This window comes from Thermoleptolyngbya oregonensis NK1-22, from assembly GCF_032705245.1.
In the GTDB taxonomy this organism is placed as follows: Bacteria; Cyanobacteriota; Cyanobacteriia; order Elainellales; family Elainellaceae; genus Thermoleptolyngbya; species Thermoleptolyngbya sichuanensis.
This window is the reverse complement of sequence record NZ_CP053540.1, coordinates 2819922-2838694: the sequence shown is the minus strand read 5'-3', so window position 1 is coordinate 2838694 and position 18773 is coordinate 2819922. Positions and strand designations below refer to the sequence as shown.

Genomic DNA, 18773 nt, shown 5'->3' with positions numbered 1-18773 from the left:
CTCAGGGGATACTGACTCAGGGGATACTGACTCAGGGGATGCTGACTCAGTGAATGACTCAGTGAATGACGTTGTTGATGCTGTAAACGAAGTAGCGCTATGAAGCGGCAAATCTGCTTGCCTCAACTCCCGCTTGCGGTTTACCGAGAGGTGGCTGCTCACCTGCGCCAGGTTCCTGGCGTGTCAGTTGGCCTACTGCCCCAAACATCCACTGAGTTTGACTATCGGCAAAGCCAGGTGGGCGGCTTAGAAATTGATGACGAGGAGGCGACCGCCGCCGCACAGCAGCAGGTCGAGCGAATCTTGCAATACTACGGCGATCGCTTTGGGGCTTGGCAGGCGATCGCCCCTGCTCTCTAAGGCGTTCAATCCAGCTTGAATATCCAGCAAAAAGGGCGACCTCCAATCGAGAGAGTCGCCCTTTTCATTCAGGTCATTACAGTTCCACTCACGCAAAAGCCCTAAGTGATAAAACATTACCGACGAAACAACAGAGGAACACAGGCATAAACCAGAGAGTCAATTAATACACGATGTGTCTATCGACACTCTGCGTAGATGGCTTCACAGGGCGGGTTTTTAACCTGCAAATCTTGCAGATAGGACACGTTTTCGCTAGCAAAAAATGAGGTGAGGGAAGTCAGCAGAACAGCGGTAAGCGTAATGATATCCATAGTTTCCTGGTAGATGCGGCCGTGATTCAGTCGTGACTCAATAGTGGCTTATGACAAGGGGCTTCTCAATCAGGGCATTTAACTAACGATGGGTTGAGCTAGTTAAAAATACCAGTGGTTTCACTAAGACATGTATAAAATATGATTCAGTAAGCAACCGAATGTTAAGTTTTTTACAAAGTATGACGGAAAGCACGCTGCTATTAACAGCTTGAGTCAGTGGCTAACCAAAGTTTGAATAGGGTCTTAAATAGTAATGTCCCCAAAGCCACGTAAGACTCGTGCAGAGTTTTAGAGGTTTCATCGTTCGTACATTGTTCATGCAATCAGGGTTTACGCCAGGTTCATACTGAAGTCACTGTGTCGCCCAAAGCATACCGCTAAAGCATGATTTATTCGTGCAAGTTTTATACAAATCTCAGAAACGTAGCCAGTTGGGGCGATCGCCCACGAAATATCTGGATGGTTCGGCAGTCCCTGGTCAGGCGGCACACCTCTGTCAACCAGTCTCTCCCTTCCATTTCACCACTCAGACGACTTTCAGTATAGGGAGGCCGCCTCTTGTTTCCAGCGAAATAGCCTGAAGCTGCACCTCCTAAACGCCACTATGGATGAATTTGTCCGTCGGGCATCGTCGCCCCGCTCAAGTTCGCCCCATCAAGCTGGGCTTCCCAAAGGTTTGAATGTCGTAAGTTTGCCTGCCGCAGATCTGCCCCCCGCAGATTGGCATGGCTTAGATTCGCCATGCTCAAGTCGGCCCGAAAAAGACTCGTGTTAGATAAATTTGCTTCATTAAGCGCGGCCTCGCGCAGGTCAGCTTCCGTCATGACGCTCGCCCTCAGGTCTGCGGTGTAGAGATTTGCGCCAATTAGATTCGTGCCAATCAGAATGGAGTCGCCCAGGCTTGCATGGCTCAGGTTCGCCATACACAGGTTCGACATGCTGAGGTTTGCCCGCGTCAAATTAGCCTGATACAGGGTTGCGCCAACCAGGTTTGCCAGACAAATGATCGACATGCCGAGGTTTGCCTGTCGCAAATCTGCTTCCCGCAGATTGGCTTGACTCAGCGTAGACTCGCGCAGATCGGCCTGACTTAGGTTCGCCCCGTAGAGATTGCTGTGGGAGAGATTAGCGGTATAGAGCCGTGCGCCCCGCAAATCAGCCCGGCTCAGGTCGGCTTCGCGCAAGTTAGACAGGCACAAATCTGCCTGATTCAGCGAAGCATGGCTTAGATTTGCACCCTGTAAAAGGGCTTCGCGCAGATTTGCCTGTCGCAGGTCTGCGGTACACAGAGTTGCGGTGCAAAGGCTGGCCAGCGAGAGGTTGGCGCTACTCAGGTTCGCTTCTCGCAGGTCGGCACCAATTAAGTTGGCTTCGCTTAGGTTGGCTTCGCGCAGATCGGTTGTGTAGAGAATTGCCTCGCGTAGGTCTGCCCGACTCAGATCGGCCTGCTGCAAACTCGCCATGCAGAAATCGGCTCGACTCAAGATGCCTTCTCGCAAATCAGCCTGGTTGAGGGTCACTTCGCGCAAGTTGGCCTGGTTGAGTGCAGCGTGGCTGAGGTTCGGATGAATTTCAGCATGGGTTTCGCGCCATTGGTTCCAGGCGTTTGCGCCCTGTTTCAGCAGAGCTAGATGTTCATGATTTGCCATGAGTGGTGCATCTCTTTTGCAAACTGCCAGAACGCGAAACTGGAGACAGGACGGCGCGGATGTCTTTGGCAAAATCTCAGGCTGGTCAGCAGGAGGATTTTCAGGCGGTTACTGGTTGAAGATGGTTGCGCCAAGGGGGGAATTTCAGGAGATTTTCATTAGGACTTACGCAGTTTGACGATTTCTCGCGGGCGCAGCTCGCGAGAAATCGTCAAAACCCAGAAAATTTAATCGCAAGTGCGTAAGTCCTATCCATATAATTCCAAGATAAAAGTGGCACTAATTCAGGTGAAGCCAAACCGAGAAATTACGGAGGAATTATGGCGGAATTGCGGAAGGTCTGAAAAAGGTCTTTAAAGGGCTTGTAAAAAGGGCTTGTAAAAGGTTTGAAAGGAGCCTGAAAGAAGCTTGCGAGAGGCTTGCAGGGGGCTTGCAAAGACTCTGTATGGCAATAACGAGAACTGGTAACAAGCGATCGCCCTTGTCCTTAGCAGAAGCGAGAATTCTGCTCTGAGGCGCAATCGGCGCAATCGGCGCAATCAAACCCAAATCACGTAGAACTGTAATGAAAAAGAGAATGAGAAATCCGTGCTTTGGGGCTTGAGTACTGTCAGTATTCCCAAAACAGGTTAAAAATCTCTCAGCCTCGGCGTAAGCCGTTGCATCGTTAGGTTGCAACGTTAGAATGCCAGCGGTTGGTCTTGTGGCACAGCACCAATGCCCGCGGCTAGCTGATTTTGCCAGGTGGCGATCGCCCCTTGAGCCGCATCGTAGGCAGCCGTACCGGGCGGCACCAGCTGAGCCACCTGCACCGCCTGGGCCAGAGCGCCTGACTGGGCGTGGATATTCGCCAAGTTCAAAATTTGCTGACTCCATCCGGCGATCGCCTGCTGAGCAGCTTGATAGGTATTGGCGCGATCGCTGGGCACGAGTTGGGCAGCGGCGATCGCCGCCCGATAGTTGTTGGCCGCCAGCCACAGGTCGCCTCCGTTGCGCTGCATGGCTCGACCCGAAGCCATATCCAAAATCACCTGACTCCAGCGATCAATCGCCTGCTGCGCGTCTTTATACAGTGGCTGATCGGGGCGGATTTGCCGCAGCAGTCGAATCGACTCTGAAATTTCCGATACCTGATTGCTCGACGATTCGGCCCTCACCTTGGTCAGGTTTGCCATTGCCGCATTCATGATGTCGCGATCTGACAGTAGCGGCGCAGGCTCGCTCACAGGGCGGGTATCCGGCACAGACGGTACAGGAGATTGGGCAGGGAGGTTCAGCGAATTGGCCGCTGGGTTTGCCACCGGAACCGGAGTGGGCTGCGGTGCAGGCGACGGGGCGGTGGAAGTAATCGAGTTGGCGGCGGGGTTTGGCAGCGAGGTTCCAGCAGGCGAGGCAACCACACCCGGACTGGGCTGCACGGCAATGGTCTGACCGTCGGAGGGCGATCGCAAGACGGTGCCCACATTTCGCACAATCACCGCCGCCATCAACAGCGACAAAAGCCCGCCCCCCCAGCGCACCAGTTGCCACCAAGAGCGCTCTTCAGAAGCATCAGAGGCGATCGCCACGGGCGTACGGTGGGGTGGGGGTGGGGGCGGCGCAGGGAGTGATGAGGACGGCGGGAGCGGCGTGTCTGCTGGCTCACGACGGAGTTCCGCCTCCGACACAACCGGAATCGGAGACGGAGGCGGCGTAACTCGCTCGACCGGGCGATCCTGCCGAATTGCAGGGGTTTGCAAGCTGGGATTTTGCGGGCTGGAGTGTCGCCAGTCGGGGTGGGATTCAGGACTCTGGGAAGGCTGCCACTCCGACCCTGCCCGACGAGGCGGTTCATCCCGATGAGGAACGGGCTGCAACCGATCCGGAGCGTCCACAGGCGCAAAAGATGGCAGAGAGGGCGACATAGTTTCCTTTCCGGGCACGATTAGCTGATAGCGCAGGCTATCTGGAATGATGGCCAGCGGCTCTTGGCGGGGTCGCCAGTGGTGGTCGCTTAGCTCTGGCAGGCGCGTTTGCAAAAACTGCACCAGATGCTCCAGCGTGACGCAGCCCGGACGCTTTAGCCCCTCCAACACCGCAGCCGTAAACAATCCGTGGCGCAAGGCAATGGTTTCGTGAGAAAGCTGGTTTTGACGGCATGACAGCAGCGTGGGAATGCCATATTGTTCGGCCAGGGCTGCGGTGTGGGTGCCTGCGCTGACCCCCGACAGCACGCCCTGGCTCCGGTTCATGTCCAGCAGCACGAGCAGGTTTTTCGTCGGCGCTGCCTGCAACAAGGAATAGAGAAATTCGACCGAAAGCCCCGTCTGGGCCGGCTGGGTGGGGTCGCTATCTTGAGGCATTAAATAGTCTTTGCCTTGATAGTGCATCCCGTAGCCGCTGAAAAATAGCCAGAGGCAATCGTTGGGCTTGAGCCGCTGGCACACCTGGGCGATCGCCGTTTGGATGCCAGCGCGGTCGGGGGTGGTGGCTCCCCAAGCTGCTGGGGGCGAGTTATCGGTCAACCGCACGCAAGAGTCGGGCAGAAACCCTGCGTCGTTAATCAAACTTTGAATCAAGGACTGGGCATCCCGCTCGGCATAGACGAGGGGCTGCAACTGCGGATACTGATTAATGCCGATGGCGATCGCCCAGTAGTTTGTCATCGTTTCAGACACCCCAAGCAGTTTCCCGAAAAAGATGTTCAGCTTTCAACCGCACCTAAGACACTACTCAAGGGAAGTTGCCAAGCTCAGCATAAACTCCAACCTCTAATCCAACCCCAAAGCCCCAGAAATCTAAGACTTCGAGGTTCGACCCGGTCTCCAAAGCGCCAATCGAATCCCGCCTTTAGACTCAGATCATATCTATCCTTCTTCTAAGATGCCCAAAAAATTGAAAAGTGGTGCAAAAACCGATGGAATGACAGCATCGGATTTTGCAGCGCCCCGTCATGCAACATCCAATGGCACAGATTTTGCGGAGGTGGGCCGCACAGATTCTCTCGCTGTTTAATTGCAGTAGGACTTCCGCACCTGCGATTCAGTCTTTTGGGTTTTGGACGATTTCTCGCGGGCTGCGTCCGCGAGAAATCGTCCAACTGCGTAAGTGCTATGCAGATTAATTCCAGATTAGTCAGATTAGTTGCAGACCGCTGTGCAGCCATCTGCCCCAGCCTGGAAAGCCGTGCTAGCGTGAGGAAACGAGCATTGGGGCAGGCGATTGAGCAAGTTGGAAGACCTGGAATGGCAGGGCATGGGGGAATGGGGAGCGCTGGTGCGAGAGGCAGAGCGCGATCGCTGGCTGGGGTTCCAGAATCCGGTGGCGACGTATGAGGTGTATGACCCAGCGGACGTGCTGCCTGCGCTGGCGGAGATCGAAGCGCGGGTGGAGCAGGAGCACCTGTGGGCGGTGGGGCTTGTGAGCTATGAGGCTGCGCCCGCGTTTGATCCTGCCCTGACGGTACGAGACGCAGCCCCATCTGCATCTGACCGTTTCCCGCTGCTGGCATTTGGGCTATATCCAGCGCCGCAAATCCTGTCGCAGCAAGACCTGACCCGGCTGACGGCAGCGGCAAGCCTGCCTCCGCTGGACTGGCGGCCCAACCTGTCGGCCGACGAGTTTCAGGCGGCGATCGCCCGCATCAAGCACCACATCCACGCAGGCGACACGTATCAGGTCAACTATACCTTTCGGCTGCAAGCAGAGAATGTGCGCGATCCGTGGGCCCTCTGGTGTCAGATGATTCGGGCACAGCCGCTGGGCTATGGCGCATTTATCCATCTGCCGGAGTGGGCCGTGTGCAGTGCATCGCCGGAGCTATTTTTTTCACGGAAGGGCAACACGCTGACATCCAAGCCGATGAAGGGAACAACGGCACGGGGATTGTGGGCAGCGGGCGATCGCCAGCAGGCTGAGGATCTGTACCACTCGGACAAGAACCGTGCCGAGAACGTGATGATCGTGGACATGGTGCGAAACGACCTGGCGCGGGTAGCGCGGTTGGGCAGCGTTCAGGTGTCGCGCCTGTTTGCCCTGGAGCGCTATCCCACCGTCTGGCAGATGACCAGCACCGTTCAGGCAGAAACCTCAGCCAGCCTGCCAGCCATTTTTCAAGCCCTGTTTCCGCCTGCTTCTATCACCGGAGCGCCCAAAGCCCGCACCATGTCTCTCATTGCCGAGCTAGAAACGGCCCCCCGACGGGTCTACACGGGCACGATTGGGTACATTTGCCCCGACCCGCAGGCATCTGTTCAGGCGTATGTTCAGGCGCATGTTCAGGCGCAATTTAACGTGGCAATTCGCACGGTGCTGGTGCATCGCCCCACAGGGCAGGCGGAATATGGGGTCGGCGGCGGTATCGTTTGGGATTCCACGGCCGACTCCGAGTTTCAGGAATGCCGCACCAAGGCGCAGGTGTTGACCCAGGTGCGTCCCGACTTTTCTCTGCTGGAGTCGATGCTGTGGACTCCGGAGGCGGGAATTGCCTGGGGCGATCGCCATCTGGCCCGACTCCACGCCTCCGCAGACTATTTCGGCTTTACGGTAGCCTGGGACGCGGTTGAAAACGCTATTCAGCAGCGCCTCGCTACCCTCCCCCCCCAGCCCCACAAGCTGCGGCTGGTCGTGCCGCCAGCCCAGCCGCCCACGGTCGAAGCTCAGGCGATCGCCCCCCTGCCCAGTGTCTATCGAGTGGCGATCGCCCAAACGCCCATCGACTCCGGCGATCCATTCCTGTATCACAAAACCACCCATCGCCCCGTCTACACGCAGGCACGACAGGCACACCCCGAAGCCAACGACACCCTGCTGTGGAACGAGCGCGGCGAACTCACCGAAACCTGTATTGCCAACCTAGTGCTAGAACTGGATGGCGAATGGGTGACTCCACCCGTCCATTGCGGTTTGCTACCGGGTATCTATCGCTCCTTTTTGCTGGAACAGGGCAAAATAAAGGAGCGCATCGTGCAATTCGCAGATCTCTCCCGCTGCACCCGGGTTTTGCTAATCAACGCCGTCCGAACCCCGTGGAACGCCACCCTCGATCCAGACTCCCTCCGCCGATTAAAGTAGAGATTAAAGTAGAAACGTCAGCTTTGTAGACTCGCCTCTCCAGCAGCAGTCCTAGTGATTCTACGCAGCAGCTTTAACAGCTCGCTTTAACAGCAGCCTCGAACCTCCAACGTTTAGCGTCTAGCTCCCTCCAAAATGTCCAACGAAACCATCACCCTCATGTCACAGCGCGAAATCGAGAAGATGCGCCAGGCCGGACAGCTTGCTGCCCAGCTTCTTGCCTACCTAGAGCCGATGGTGAAGCCAGGGGTCAGCACGCTGGAGCTAAACGATGCCGCAGAGGAATGGACCCAAAAGCACGGAGCCAAAAGCGCCCCCTTGGGCTACCACGACTTTCCCAAATCGATCTGCACCAGCGTCAATGAAGTGGTGTGCCACGGCATCCCTAATGCCAAACAAATCCTGCGCGACGGCGACATTATCAATATCGACGTAACGCCGATTGTGGATGGATACCACGGCGACACCTCGCGCATGTTCTTTGTGGGAGAGCCATCGCCCATTGCCCGCAAGCTGGTGGAAGTGACGGAAGAGTGCATGTGGCGCGGCATTCGCGAGGTAAAGCCAGGGGCCCGCATCGGCGACATTGGTGCAGCGATTCAGGAATATGCCGAGTCCCAGGGCTTCTCGGTGGTGCAAGATTTTGTGGGGCACGGCGTTGGGCGCATCTTCCACACGGCTCCCCAAATTCCCCACTATGGCAAGCGCGGCAAGGGCAAAAAGCTTCGCCCTGGCATGGTCTTCACGATTGAGCCGATGATCAATGTCGGCACTTGGGAAGTGGAAGTTTTATCGGATAAATGGACTGCGGTGACGAAAGATCGGCAGCTTTCTGCCCAATTTGAACACACGGTTGCGGTGACGGCAACAGGAGTGGATGTGCTGACGCTGATGCCAGAATTGGCCGTCGCCTAGGCAGTGTCTTAAAACTTTCTCGGTCGTTGATTGCCTTGAGTCAATCCCCCTTAAATCTCCCTTGAAAAGGGGACTTCCGGAGTAGTTCGGCTCGGTTCCCCCCTTCTTTTTAAGGGGGGCTAGGGGGGATCAAAAGGTTTTGAAACACGCACTAGCCATTCGCACTAGCCATTATGGGTCTTGTACAGGGCTTGTGTCGGGCTTGACACATTCTTAGACATTGCAGGCTTGCAACTGCAACAGCAGTGGGGGATTTTCTACGATAGCTGCCCTTTCAGCCCCTCCTCCAGGAAGCCAGATCTAGGATCTAACCAGCACTTGAGCAGACACCCCAGACTGAACCGGAATTTGCACCACAAACTCTGCGCCCTGCCCTGGCGAACTGTAGCATTCCAGGGTTCCGCCATGATTTTCTGCCACGATCTGATAGCTGATGGATAGCCCCAGCCCAGTTCCCTTGCCTTCTGGCTTGGTGGTGAAAAAGGCATCAAACAGCTTTTGCCGGACGGCTTCGCTCATGCCCGGCCCGTTGTCGGCGATGCGGATTGTGACGGCATGGTCGGTGGCGGTTGTGGAAATCGTAATCGTATTGGGGTGCTGCTCTAGCTCCGAGAGAGATTTCCCGGCGTTGCCCTCTTCCATCGCGTCGATGGCGTTGGCAATCAGGTTCATAAACACCTGGTTGATTTGCCCGCTGTAGCACTCGACGGGCGGCAGCGTGCCGTAGTTCTTGATGATGCGGATGGCGGGGCGATCTGGCTTTGCCTTGAGCCGATGGGACAGGATGAGCAGCGTGGTGTCTAGACCTGCGTGCAGATCGGCGGGGCGCTTTTCGCTGCCGTCGGCGCGGGAGTAGGTTCGCAGCGATTGCATGATATCCCGAATGCGATCCGTGCCCAGCTTCATAGAGTTCACCATTTTGGGCAGATCATCGAGCAAAAACTCCAGGTCAATCTCCTCGGCGTGGTCTTGAATCGCCGCGATAGGTGGGGCATAGTGCCGCTGATACAGGGCTAGATGTTCCACCAGATCTTCGATATAGCGGCTGGCGTGGGCCAGGTTGCCTGCGATGAAGCTGACGGGATTGTTGACCTCGTGGGCGACCCCGGCCACCAGTTGCCCCAGTTGGGAGATTTTTTCAGTTTGCACGAGCTGCGCCTGGGTTTGCTGGAGCTTTTGCAGCGAGTCTTGGAGGCACTGGGATTTGTCCTGTTCGCGGGCATAGAGCTGAGCATTTTCTAGGGCGATCGCCGCTTGGGTCGTCAGCAGTTTCAGCAGTTCCAGCCGCGACGGCGGAAAGGCGTTGGCCGTCAGCGGGTTTTCCAGATACACCACGCCTGTCCGCTTGCCCTGATAGAGAATCGGGGCACACAGGACGGACTTGGGCTGGTGCTGCTGGAGATAGCGATCGCCCTCAAACCGCGCATCGCTGGCCGCATCTGACAGCACCAGCGGCTGCTGCGTTCGCCATACCAAGTGGATCATCGACACGGGCACATCGCGGCTGCCCTCCAGCGGGGTCGATTGCAATACCACAGCCGTCTGGTCTGGGTCGGTGTCGATTGCCTCGATCCGCAACTGACCCGCCTTTTCCAAAATCAGGCAGCCCTTTTGTGCGCCTGCATTTTCCAGGATGATCGAGAGAATGCGGCTGAGCAGCGCGTCGAGATGCAGTTCGCTGGCGATCGCCTCGGCGGCTTTCATCACCGTAGACAAGTCGAGGGAATCGCGCTGGCTGCTGGTGCTGCGGGTGCTGCGGGTGGTGGTCGCCGTAGCGGTGATGGTGGCATCGACGGCTGGAGCGCTGCTGGCTTCGTCCTGCTGGAGTAGCAGGGGATGCTCGGCAGTGAGCGCATGAACTTTGGCGATCGCCCCCCACTGGATATAGCCGTAGTAGGCATCGATGAGGTAATTCTGGGAAATGCGGGGCTTGCCCAACGCCGCGTAAAACTGGGCAGCCCGTTCGCAGGCCACGGCCGCTTCGTGAATAAAGCCCTCTTTGGTGGCACGGGCAATGGCGCGATCGTAGCCATCCATCGCCGTCTGGCGATCGCCCCGAATCTGGGCCAACTCCGCTGCCAGCAGGTCGGCCTTATGCTGGTGGTTCATCGGCGCAGACGCAGCCCACTGCTGCACGGTCGTCTGACAGGCGAGCAACTGCGGCATCCACTCCGCTTGTTGGGCGGGCGTGCCGTGGGGATAGGCAGCCAGCAGCGCTAGCCCGTAGTAGAACCAGTAGACGGGCGTGGCCATCAGCCCCGCGCCGCAGCCCGCGTATGGTTCCCCGCGCTTGGCAAAGGCGATCGCCGCCTCATATTCGCCAAACCAGTAGTGCAGCATCAGCTTGGCCAGGTGAAACACAAAGAGCGCCTGGAAATTTTGCGACTCTTCCCAACGGGGCAGCATCTCAATTTCATCAAACGCCTCACCCACCAGCAGCGTGGGATTGTCCGATCGTCCCAGTAGGTTAAGTGTCACCTGTTGCCACATGCGAGCCGCAGAAAGCTGAAAATGCTGCTTGAGCTGAAGCAGCAGCGCTCCATACTGCACTTGGTTTTCGTAGTGACTTTCCAGCGCCTCGCCGCTAAAAAATCGGTGATCGCAATAATTCATGACCGAATAGCTGACATAGCCCAGATCCCCCGTTTCCAGCCCGACGTGGATGCCGTCTACCAGCGGCACAAAGGTATTGCGGATGTGTTCCTTGTGGTGCCGCACGAAGCACTCAAACAGTTGCACAATGCTGCACTGCCACTCGCGACACTGATAGCGCTCCAGCAGCTTCATGGCAATTTGCCCCGCCTCGTAGGCGCGGTCTGCGGCAGGAATCGTGCTGCAATACCAGGCGTAGGTGGCGTAGCTGGGGGCGGCCAGGGGCGAGTGGCCGTGGCGGACGCAGAGTTCAAGCTGCGTAGTGGCAACCCAGCGAAACACCTCTGGCTGGGTTTGATACGCTGTGCCCGTCACCGCGTTCAAAATCCGCAGGGCTGCCAGCTTTTCGGGATCGGTCAGTTCGGGTACGGCATCCAGCGCATCCAGCGCAGGCAGGGAAATTTGGAAATGATCGTGGTTCAGCGGGCTAGCGATGGTAAAGCCCAGCAGCATCAGCCCGTCGAAGGCAGCCGTGAGCGATCGCCACATTTGAAGCTGGGCAATGTAAATCTGGATCTTTAGCTCGTAGGACTGCACCGCATCGAGAACACTGGCGGCCTGTTGCTCTAGGGTATTGGCGATCGCCTCGGCTTCGTCATACCGCGTCACTAGGTAAGCCGCCTGGGCCGCTTCGGCATGGAGTGCCAGCGTCAGGTCATAGTGCGCGGCCCAGGCGTTTTCGGGGAGGAGCGATCGCCCCTGCCGCAAAAAGCTGTCCGCTGTTTCATAAGCCGCCGCTGCCTTGGCCCGCCGCCCCGCCGCCAGGTTCAGCCGCACCAGTTCTATCCGCTCCTGCGGCTCGTCGATCAGGTCAGTCCCGTAGTTCAGCGCGTTGACGATTTCAAATAGCCCTTCAAACTGTCCTGTGGCGCGATCCGCAGCGGGAATCGTTTGCAGCAGCAGCCGACCGATTTGCAGGTGCGTGGCCGGGCGATCGCCCTCAGCGATCAGCGAATAGGCCGCCTGCTGCACCCGGTCATGCAAAAAGCGGTAGGTAAAGGGCTGCTGGCCTCCCGTTTGGGCGGTGTCAGCCAGGAATTGACCCAACTCCTCTTCAGAAAACAGCAGGGGAATTTTGTAATCCTGGCTGAGGGGCAAGATAAACCGCTCCTCTAGCGCAGGTTGCAAGGCCCGCGCCAGGGCCGACAGGCTGAGTCCGCTGATCGCCACCAGCGTTGGCAGCGTGAAGCGATCGCCCACACAGGCCGCCAGCTTCAGCACAGTCTGCGTCTCTGGCGGCAGTTTCACCAAATTACCCGCCACCAGATCCACCACCGACAGGTCGGCAATGCCCGTCTCTTGAATCGCCTGCACATCCCACCGCCAACCCCCCGTGGCAAAGTCAAAGGTGAGCAGTTTCTCCTGATACAGCGTCTTCAGCAGTTGCGTCAAAAAGAAGGGATTGCCCTGAGTTTTGGCAAACAGCAATTCCGCCAGCGGGTGCAAGTATTCTGAGGACTGTTCTTCGGCTCTCCGGCTCCGAGAGGCCCGCTTGCCCGTCAGCGCGTCTTGCACCAGCCGTTGCACAGACTCCAGCGGTAGCGGCTTCAGCACGATTGGGGTCACTACGCCGCCCGCCTGCTGAATTTCCTCCACGGTCTTCATCAGCGGGTGAACCGGGCTGACTTCATTATCCCGATACGCACCAATCATCAGCAGATGGCGGCTATCCGGGTTGGACATCAACGCCTGGATCAGCTTCAGCGAGGCCGAATCGGCCCACTGCAAATCGTCCAGAAACAGCACCAGCGGATGAGTCGGCTGGGCAAAGACCCCCACCAGCGATTGAAACACCTGGAGAAAGCGGTTCTGTGCTTCCGTTGCGCCCAGTTCGGGTACGGGCGGCTGGGAACCCAGAATTAGCTCCATCTGGGGAATCACGTCGATCAGCACTTGCCCATTGGGGCCTAGCGCATCGAGCAGCTTTTCGCGCCAGATCTCTAGGCGATCGCCACTTTCCGTCAGCACCTGCTGCGTCAGGGATTGAAACGCCTGAATAATCGAGGCATAAGGCACATTGCGCTTGTACTGGTCAAACTTGCCGCTAATAAAGTAGCCCCGCTGCCGCACGACGGGCTTGTGGATTTCGTTAACCAGAGAAGATTTGCCAATCCCCGAATAGCCCGACACCAGCATCAGTTCGCTGCGGCCGCTTGCCTCGCCGCCCAGCGTCAGCAGCGGGCTGGTATTGGCCGCCACCCGATCAAACGCCGCCAGCAGCGCCGCCACCTCCGACTCGCGGCCGTAGAGGGTTTTGGGAATCAGCAGTTGGGACGAGCGATCGCGCTCTCCGGGCGTAAAGTCAGGAATCGTCTTGCTCTCCATCAGAGCATCGCGGCAGCGCTCCAAGTCAGCTAGCAGTCCCGCCGCGCTCTGGTAGCGATCTTCCGCATTTTTGGCCATGAGCTTGTGAACAATGGCGGCGATCGCCCCCGGCACGTCCGGGTTCAAACTCCGCAGCGGTGGCGGCGCTTTGGCAATATGGCAATGCACCAGTTCCAGCGGGTCGTCTCCGCGAAACGGCAGCCGCCCCGTCAGCAGTTCGTACAGCGTAATGCCTAGGGAATAGAAGTCGCTGCGATAGTCCAGCGTCCGGTTCATCCGCCCCGTCTGCTCCGGCGACATATAGACCAGCGTTCCCTCAAGCTGGTTTAGCTCCTGCGGCAGGGTCAGCTCTTCGCCCAGGCGCGAGGCAATGCTAAAGTCCGTGAGCTTTACTTCACCTGTTTCCTCGTTGAGGAGGATGTTAGAAGGCTTAATGTCTTTGTGAATAATGCGAGCCTGCTGAAGCGAGGCCAGCGCTTGAGTCAACTGAATCGCGATATTCAACACCCGCGCCGGATCGAGGATCTTGCACTTGCGGTTGGCCAAAACCTGCTTGAGCGATCGCCCCCCAAAGTCCTCCAACACCAGCACAGCCCGATGCCCATGCGTTTCCAGCCTGTATACCCGCACCACACCAGGCAAATCGAGATTGGCCGCCACCTGATACTCGTGCTTTAGCCGGGTAATCTGCTCCAGAGTAGGATGCTCCGCCCGCAACACCTTGAGAATGAACGGCTGCTGGGTAATCTGGGAAACCGCTCGATACAGCACCGTATTCACGCCTTCGTGAACCAAGTCTAGAGACTGATAACCTAAAATCTCAATCGTTCCGTGCATGGATACTCTAGTTTTTTATGGCTAAGCGTGGAGCAAGAAAGACTCCTCGTCGCAGTTGAAGAGAAAAGGTAGAACGACATCAGCAAAGTCTGCCCAGAAAGCCTGCAAATCCGAGTCAGATTAATTTCAGCCCCGTTCGCACCAGCATTGCGAGCAACCCCCTACATCCTTTTCCCATTCCCCCCTGCAACAATGCTGTGGCTGGGCGCATCCCAGTTCTGCAAGTTTGCCCTCATCCCCCAGCCCCTTCTCCCAGAGCAGGAGAAGGGGAGCCGGATTGGAAGTCCCTCTCCCGCTTTGGGAGAGGGATTTAGGGTGAGGGCTACAAAAGTGGGATACACTCGCTGTGGCTAGAGTGCCCGTTTCAACCAGGGACTTAACAGATTTTGCTAGATGAATAATCGACAATAAGCATCCGCCATCTCGCCTATTGCACCGCAGGCAGCCACTTCATCAGGAGAAAAAATAGGACAAAAAATGAGGGATACAAACTGACTGTGCAGCAGTCCATAACCCTCATCCGTGATAGTGCTTACGCAGCTCGGTAAGTTCTCATCAATTTGTCACCAACTTCTCACCAAAAAGTCTCCGAGAAGTCATTGAAAGATCTGCTAATTTAAGCCTAAACAAAGATGCTGCCGACATTGCTTTGTAGAACGCTAGCCTGCGTCCAACTCACAACCCCCAGCACGTTAGCCCCCTCTTTAATCTGGGCACCGCCTGCAACGTTTTGGAAGCTCAGAGCGCCGATATTACCCACATCAAACTTGGTCTTGCCCAGTTGGAAGTTGTTGATCGTATCGGGCCCCTGGCCAGCGGTGAGGACGACCGTTGCATCCCCGCTGCCCAGCCAGATCACGTCTGCGCCTGCTCCACCATCAATCAGGTCGCTGCCTCCATTGCCATAGATTGTGTCTTTACCGTTGCCGCCGAAGATCTGATCCCTCTGGGAGCCACCGTAGATCAGGTCATCCCCATCGTCTCCCCACAGCACGTCAAGGCCACCGTTGCCGTAAATTGTGTCATTGCCAGTGCCCCCCCGAATAGAGTCGGTTCCGGCACCACCGTAGATTTTGTCATTGCCACCGTCTCCGTGCAGGATATCGTAGGCAGCAACCCCGTTAAAACTGCTTGGCTCTGTGTTGTTCACTGCGCCATTGCCGTAGATAACGTCGTCTCCCTCGCCGCCGTAGATGTCTTCTTCATCGGCACTGCCAGAAATGGTATCGTTGCCGCCGCTACCAAACAATCGATCATACCCCCCAAGGCTGCCGTTCCCATTAATCACATCGCCTGCATCCGTGCCGAAAATGACTTCAGCATTAATCGTTCCGTTGAAAGTAGCCATCTTAATTCAGCTCCTAAAGTGTGGTTCAAACACGGTAAAACCTGACCTCCTTCTGGATAAGGAGGCAGTCAAAAACGAACCCAAGCATTGAGCAGAACTTACTTACTTGCGATGACGGTTCTCAAATTGCAGATCGAGCTTTTGGAGAGGCTTCTCAAAAGCTTACTCAGCAGTAATCAGGGAAAAGTTATTCGATTATGCAAGCCTAACAAAAAGCCATGATTGCTCCTCAAACTACTGAGGAGTGAAACCGTAGCCATTCAACTTAGATGCCCAAGATTACAGCTCAACACGTAACCCAAGAGAAATCTGGAGCAAAGGAAACCTGGAGCAGAGGTATAGCTGGTTGAATTGAATACCGTGAAGCAGGATGCTTACTCTGAAAATGCGATCCTGAATGTCAAGTTATCATGATGCTATTCCCAAAGATAGATATTTTTATATTTCTTCAGGAAAGATTCTTAAAAGTATTCTTAAACACAGTTACTTTTCCGGCGATATGGCCCTGAAAAAGTATGCAATGCCTGGAGAGATCGAGGGTATGGATACAATGCTTAGGATCATCCTTATACGCCAGGAGATAGAGCACATCCCAGATATGCAAGTTTGCCCTCATCCCCCAGCCCCTTCTCCCAAAAAAGGAGAAGGGGAGCCGGATTGGAAGTCCCTCTCCCGCTTTGGGAGAGAGATTTAGGGTAAAGGTTACAAAAGTGGGATACACCCCGGAGATACGTCCGGAGACGCTGGGCGATCGCACTTGGAGTCTCTATCGACAGCAATTCACAACATCAATTCACGGCAATTCGCGGCTTGACGGGCAACCGTATGGGATGTGTTTCCGGTTGGATTGAAGTGGATTGAAGTTTGATTGAAGTTCGATACAGTTTGGCATCAAGCTTTAAAGAGCCACAAACCCTGTAATGCTCTGTAAAGCTTTGTCATGCAGTTTGCAACGTGGCGTTACGTCGGGTCGCCTTGCGTTAAAAGAAAGTGAGAAACCGTTGCCGGATTTCCAAAAGCCCGCACAATAGAGGACAAACTAGGGGAAACCCCAGAACCGAACTTGCTCCCCCGAACTTGACTCCCCCAAACTTGCTCCCCCAAACTTGCTCCTTAGTTAGGGTTTTGCACTATGACGGCCTCCGCCCTGACTCATCCCCTGCCGCCCACCCACAGCGCGACCGCCGCCCGCGACCAGTTGCAAATTGCGCTGGCGATCGCCGATGAGTCTACCCTAAAATCGCTGCTGATCCGCTGCACGCCGCCCATCGCCCAGCCCCATCGCCTCGGCTCGGTGTCGTCGCAGGTGGGCGTGCCAGTCGATTCGCGGCAGGCGATTGACGGCATTCTCAGTTTTGAAGATATTACCTGCGTGCTGGCTAGCTCGCCGGAAGAAATTAGCCGCCAAGTTGCCGCCAATATTGACCCCAAAAAGCTGGATCGAGAATACGCCAAGCTGACTCGCTGCGAATCGGAACTGCACACTCTGGGCAACAACCTGACGCTAGCACAGGCGATCGCCCGTCTCTCTCACGCAGGCTTTCCCCCCAAGCAGGTAGACGAAATCATTAACTTACCCAATGAAGCATGGCACAAGTCCTGGTGGTATGCGCTGGATGAGGTGGGGCATTTTACCGTGCCTTTTTTGCGGCTAATGCGGCCGCTGCGCTATCCCGACGGAACCTTCACGCTGCAATATCGCGACCACTTTGCCCAGGACAAGCCGCCCTCCTTTAGCACGCAGGGCCAAAAAGTGCTGGTGGAAATCAAAACCCCCGCCCAGACCTTCCGGCGCACCATCGAGCGGATTAACTTATTTCGGCACCAGATGGGCATCCAAAAGGCGCTGATCATTGGCGATCGCCTCACGGAACTAGAGGCACGGGGCTTCATCAGCCAGGGCATCAGCGTCTACACCACCCAGCAGCCCGTCGCCATCCACGCCGAAGCCGACTGCACCGCCTGCGCCAACTTCGACTGCCCCATGTATCGCCGCCCCGATTCGCCCGTGGTCATGTGCCGCAGCTTTTGCCTGGATGCCACAGCGGAATGAGTTTGATCAGTTTGCAAACTCCCCACAGCGGTTATCACTGGAGTCATCCCGGAACGGGGGCAGGCAGCCGCTTTTTTGAGGGCTGGTATCTGCGGCTGACGCTGCCAGAGTTGGGCGAAAGCTTCGCCTTTATGTATTCCATCGAAGACCCACAGGGCGGCACGCCCTACAGCGGCGGCACAGCCCAAATCCTCGGCCCGCGCCATGAGTACCTCTGCCGCACGTTTCCCGATGTGCGCCTGTTTTGGGGCGATCGCCGCGCCTTTGCCCTCCGCCACTCGCGCCAATCCCCCCACGCCTCGAATAAGCTGAATAAGCAGATTGCTGAATTTCCCTCCTTCTCAAGGGAGCCTAGCAGGGATCAATGCAGTCTCTCCAGCAACTCCTCAGAGCATTCATTTGACTGTTCCACTCCAGATTCCTCTAAGCATCCTCAAGCCGTCTTATTCAACGACTCTAGCCAGTTCCTTAACGAAGGTTATCGGCTTACTGCTACCCATCATCAGGGCATCCTCAGCGAACCCGGTCGGCATTCTGCTCGCTGGTGTTATAGCATTCAACCCGTCTATGGCTGGGGCAATCGCGATCGCCCCCAACAGTCCACAGCAGGCTGGCTATCGCAGTTCCAAATTTTTGAACCGGGCTGGCAGATTTTAATGGCCCACGGACTAGCAAGGGGCTGGGTCGAGTGGAACGGAACCCGCTACTGCTTTAGCCAAGCGCCCGCCTATGCAGAAAAAAACTGGGGCGGGGCTTTCCCCCAGCAATGGTTTTGGATGCAGTGCAATGCGTTTGACGGCGAGGCGGATCTGACGCTGACGGCAGGCGGCGGGCGGCGGCGCGTGCTGGGCTGGATGGAGTCGGTCGGCATGGTGGGGATTCACCACCGGGGGCGGTTCTACGAGTTTGTGCCCTGGAATGGAACCGTGCGCTGGCGAGTGCAGCCCTGGGGATACTGGCAGATGCAGGCAGAAAACGCGGGTCATATGGTGGAACTGCTGGGGACGTGCGATCGCCCTCCCACCCCCATCCGTGTGCCGACGGCGCAGGGCATGGTCTTTGCCTGCCAGGACACCACCCAGGGCAAGCTCATGGTAAAGCTGTGGGAAAAACAGGGCGATCGCCCCACGCTGTTGCTACAAGCGCAGAGTCATCTTGCAGGGCTGGAAACAGGCGGCGATTTCTCAGCGACCGATACCAGGAGCTACAGCAATTTCTGGTATTTCTGAAGGCGTAAGGCCAGGCAGCGCTGCGGGGCTGATTTC

General features: G+C 56.6%; 11 protein-coding genes. 6 read left to right on the top strand and 5 right to left on the bottom strand.

What is annotated here, in order from left to right:
• The first annotated feature begins 99 nt into the window (after window positions 1-99).
• Entirely contained in the window at window positions 100-360 is a 261-nt protein-coding gene (locus HNI00_RS12160) for a hypothetical protein (protein ID WP_316786504.1), read from the top strand.
• Window positions 361-539: 179 nt separating this feature from the next.
• Here HNI00_RS12160 and HNI00_RS12155 read toward each other — a convergent pair whose 3' ends face one another.
• The 3 genes from HNI00_RS12155 to HNI00_RS12145 all read right to left on the bottom strand — a co-directional run bounded on the left by HNI00_RS12155 (window position 540) and on the right by HNI00_RS12145 (window position 4971).
• A complete protein-coding gene (locus HNI00_RS12155) occupies window positions 540-674 on the bottom strand; it encodes a hypothetical protein (RefSeq protein WP_316786502.1) in 135 nt (44 codons plus the stop codon).
• Window positions 675-1279: 605 nt separating this feature from the next.
• A complete protein-coding gene (locus HNI00_RS12150) occupies window positions 1280-2326 on the bottom strand; it encodes a pentapeptide repeat-containing protein (RefSeq protein ID WP_316786501.1) in 1047 nt (348 codons plus the stop codon).
• A 680-nt stretch (window positions 2327-3006) separates the two neighbouring features.
• Window positions 3007-4971, bottom strand: a complete 1965-nt coding sequence (locus HNI00_RS12145; protein ID WP_316786499.1) for a caspase family protein — start codon at window positions 4969-4971, stop codon at window positions 3007-3009.
• A 556-nt stretch (window positions 4972-5527) separates the two neighbouring features.
• On the opposite strand from HNI00_RS12145, the gene pabB reads away from it, so the two are divergent.
• Window positions 5528-7378 carry an aminodeoxychorismate synthase component I gene (pabB, locus tag HNI00_RS12140; RefSeq protein ID WP_316786497.1) on the top strand — a complete coding sequence of 617 codons (1851 nt, stop codon included), beginning with the start codon at window positions 5528-5530 and terminating at the stop codon, window positions 7376-7378.
• A 135-nt stretch (window positions 7379-7513) separates the two neighbouring features.
• On the top strand, window positions 7514-8293 hold the full coding sequence (gene map / locus HNI00_RS12135) for a type I methionyl aminopeptidase (protein WP_316786495.1): 780 nt from the start codon (window positions 7514-7516) through the stop codon (window positions 8291-8293).
• Between the two features lie 300 nt (window positions 8294-8593).
• On the opposite strand, the gene HNI00_RS12130 is transcribed toward map, so the two are convergent.
• Window positions 8594-14107 carry a trifunctional serine/threonine-protein kinase/ATP-binding protein/sensor histidine kinase gene (locus tag HNI00_RS12130; RefSeq protein ID WP_316786493.1) on the bottom strand — a complete coding sequence of 1838 codons (5514 nt, stop codon included), beginning with the start codon at window positions 14105-14107 and terminating at the stop codon, window positions 8594-8596.
• A gap of 622 nt (window positions 14108-14729) precedes the next feature.
• Window positions 14730-15455: a calcium-binding protein gene (locus tag HNI00_RS12125; RefSeq protein ID WP_316786492.1), complete on the bottom strand. Its 726-nt coding sequence runs from the start codon at window positions 15453-15455 to the stop codon at window positions 14730-14732.
• Between the two features lie 397 nt (window positions 15456-15852).
• Here HNI00_RS12125 and HNI00_RS12120 point away from each other — a divergent pair, with 397 nt between their 5' ends.
• The 3 genes from HNI00_RS12120 to HNI00_RS12110 all read left to right on the top strand — a co-directional run bounded on the left by HNI00_RS12120 (window position 15853) and on the right by HNI00_RS12110 (window position 18737).
• A complete protein-coding gene (locus HNI00_RS12120) occupies window positions 15853-16149 on the top strand; it encodes a hypothetical protein (RefSeq protein WP_316786490.1) in 297 nt (98 codons plus the stop codon).
• Window positions 16150-16587: 438 nt separating this feature from the next.
• Entirely contained in the window at window positions 16588-17508 is a 921-nt protein-coding gene (locus tag HNI00_RS12115; protein ID WP_172358247.1) for a hypothetical protein, read from the top strand.
• Entirely contained in the window at window positions 17505-18737 is a 1233-nt protein-coding gene (locus HNI00_RS12110) for a tocopherol cyclase family protein (protein WP_316786486.1), read from the top strand. Before HNI00_RS12115 ends, HNI00_RS12110 begins: the two co-directional genes overlap by 4 nt.
• Window positions 18738-18773 lie beyond the last annotated feature (36 nt).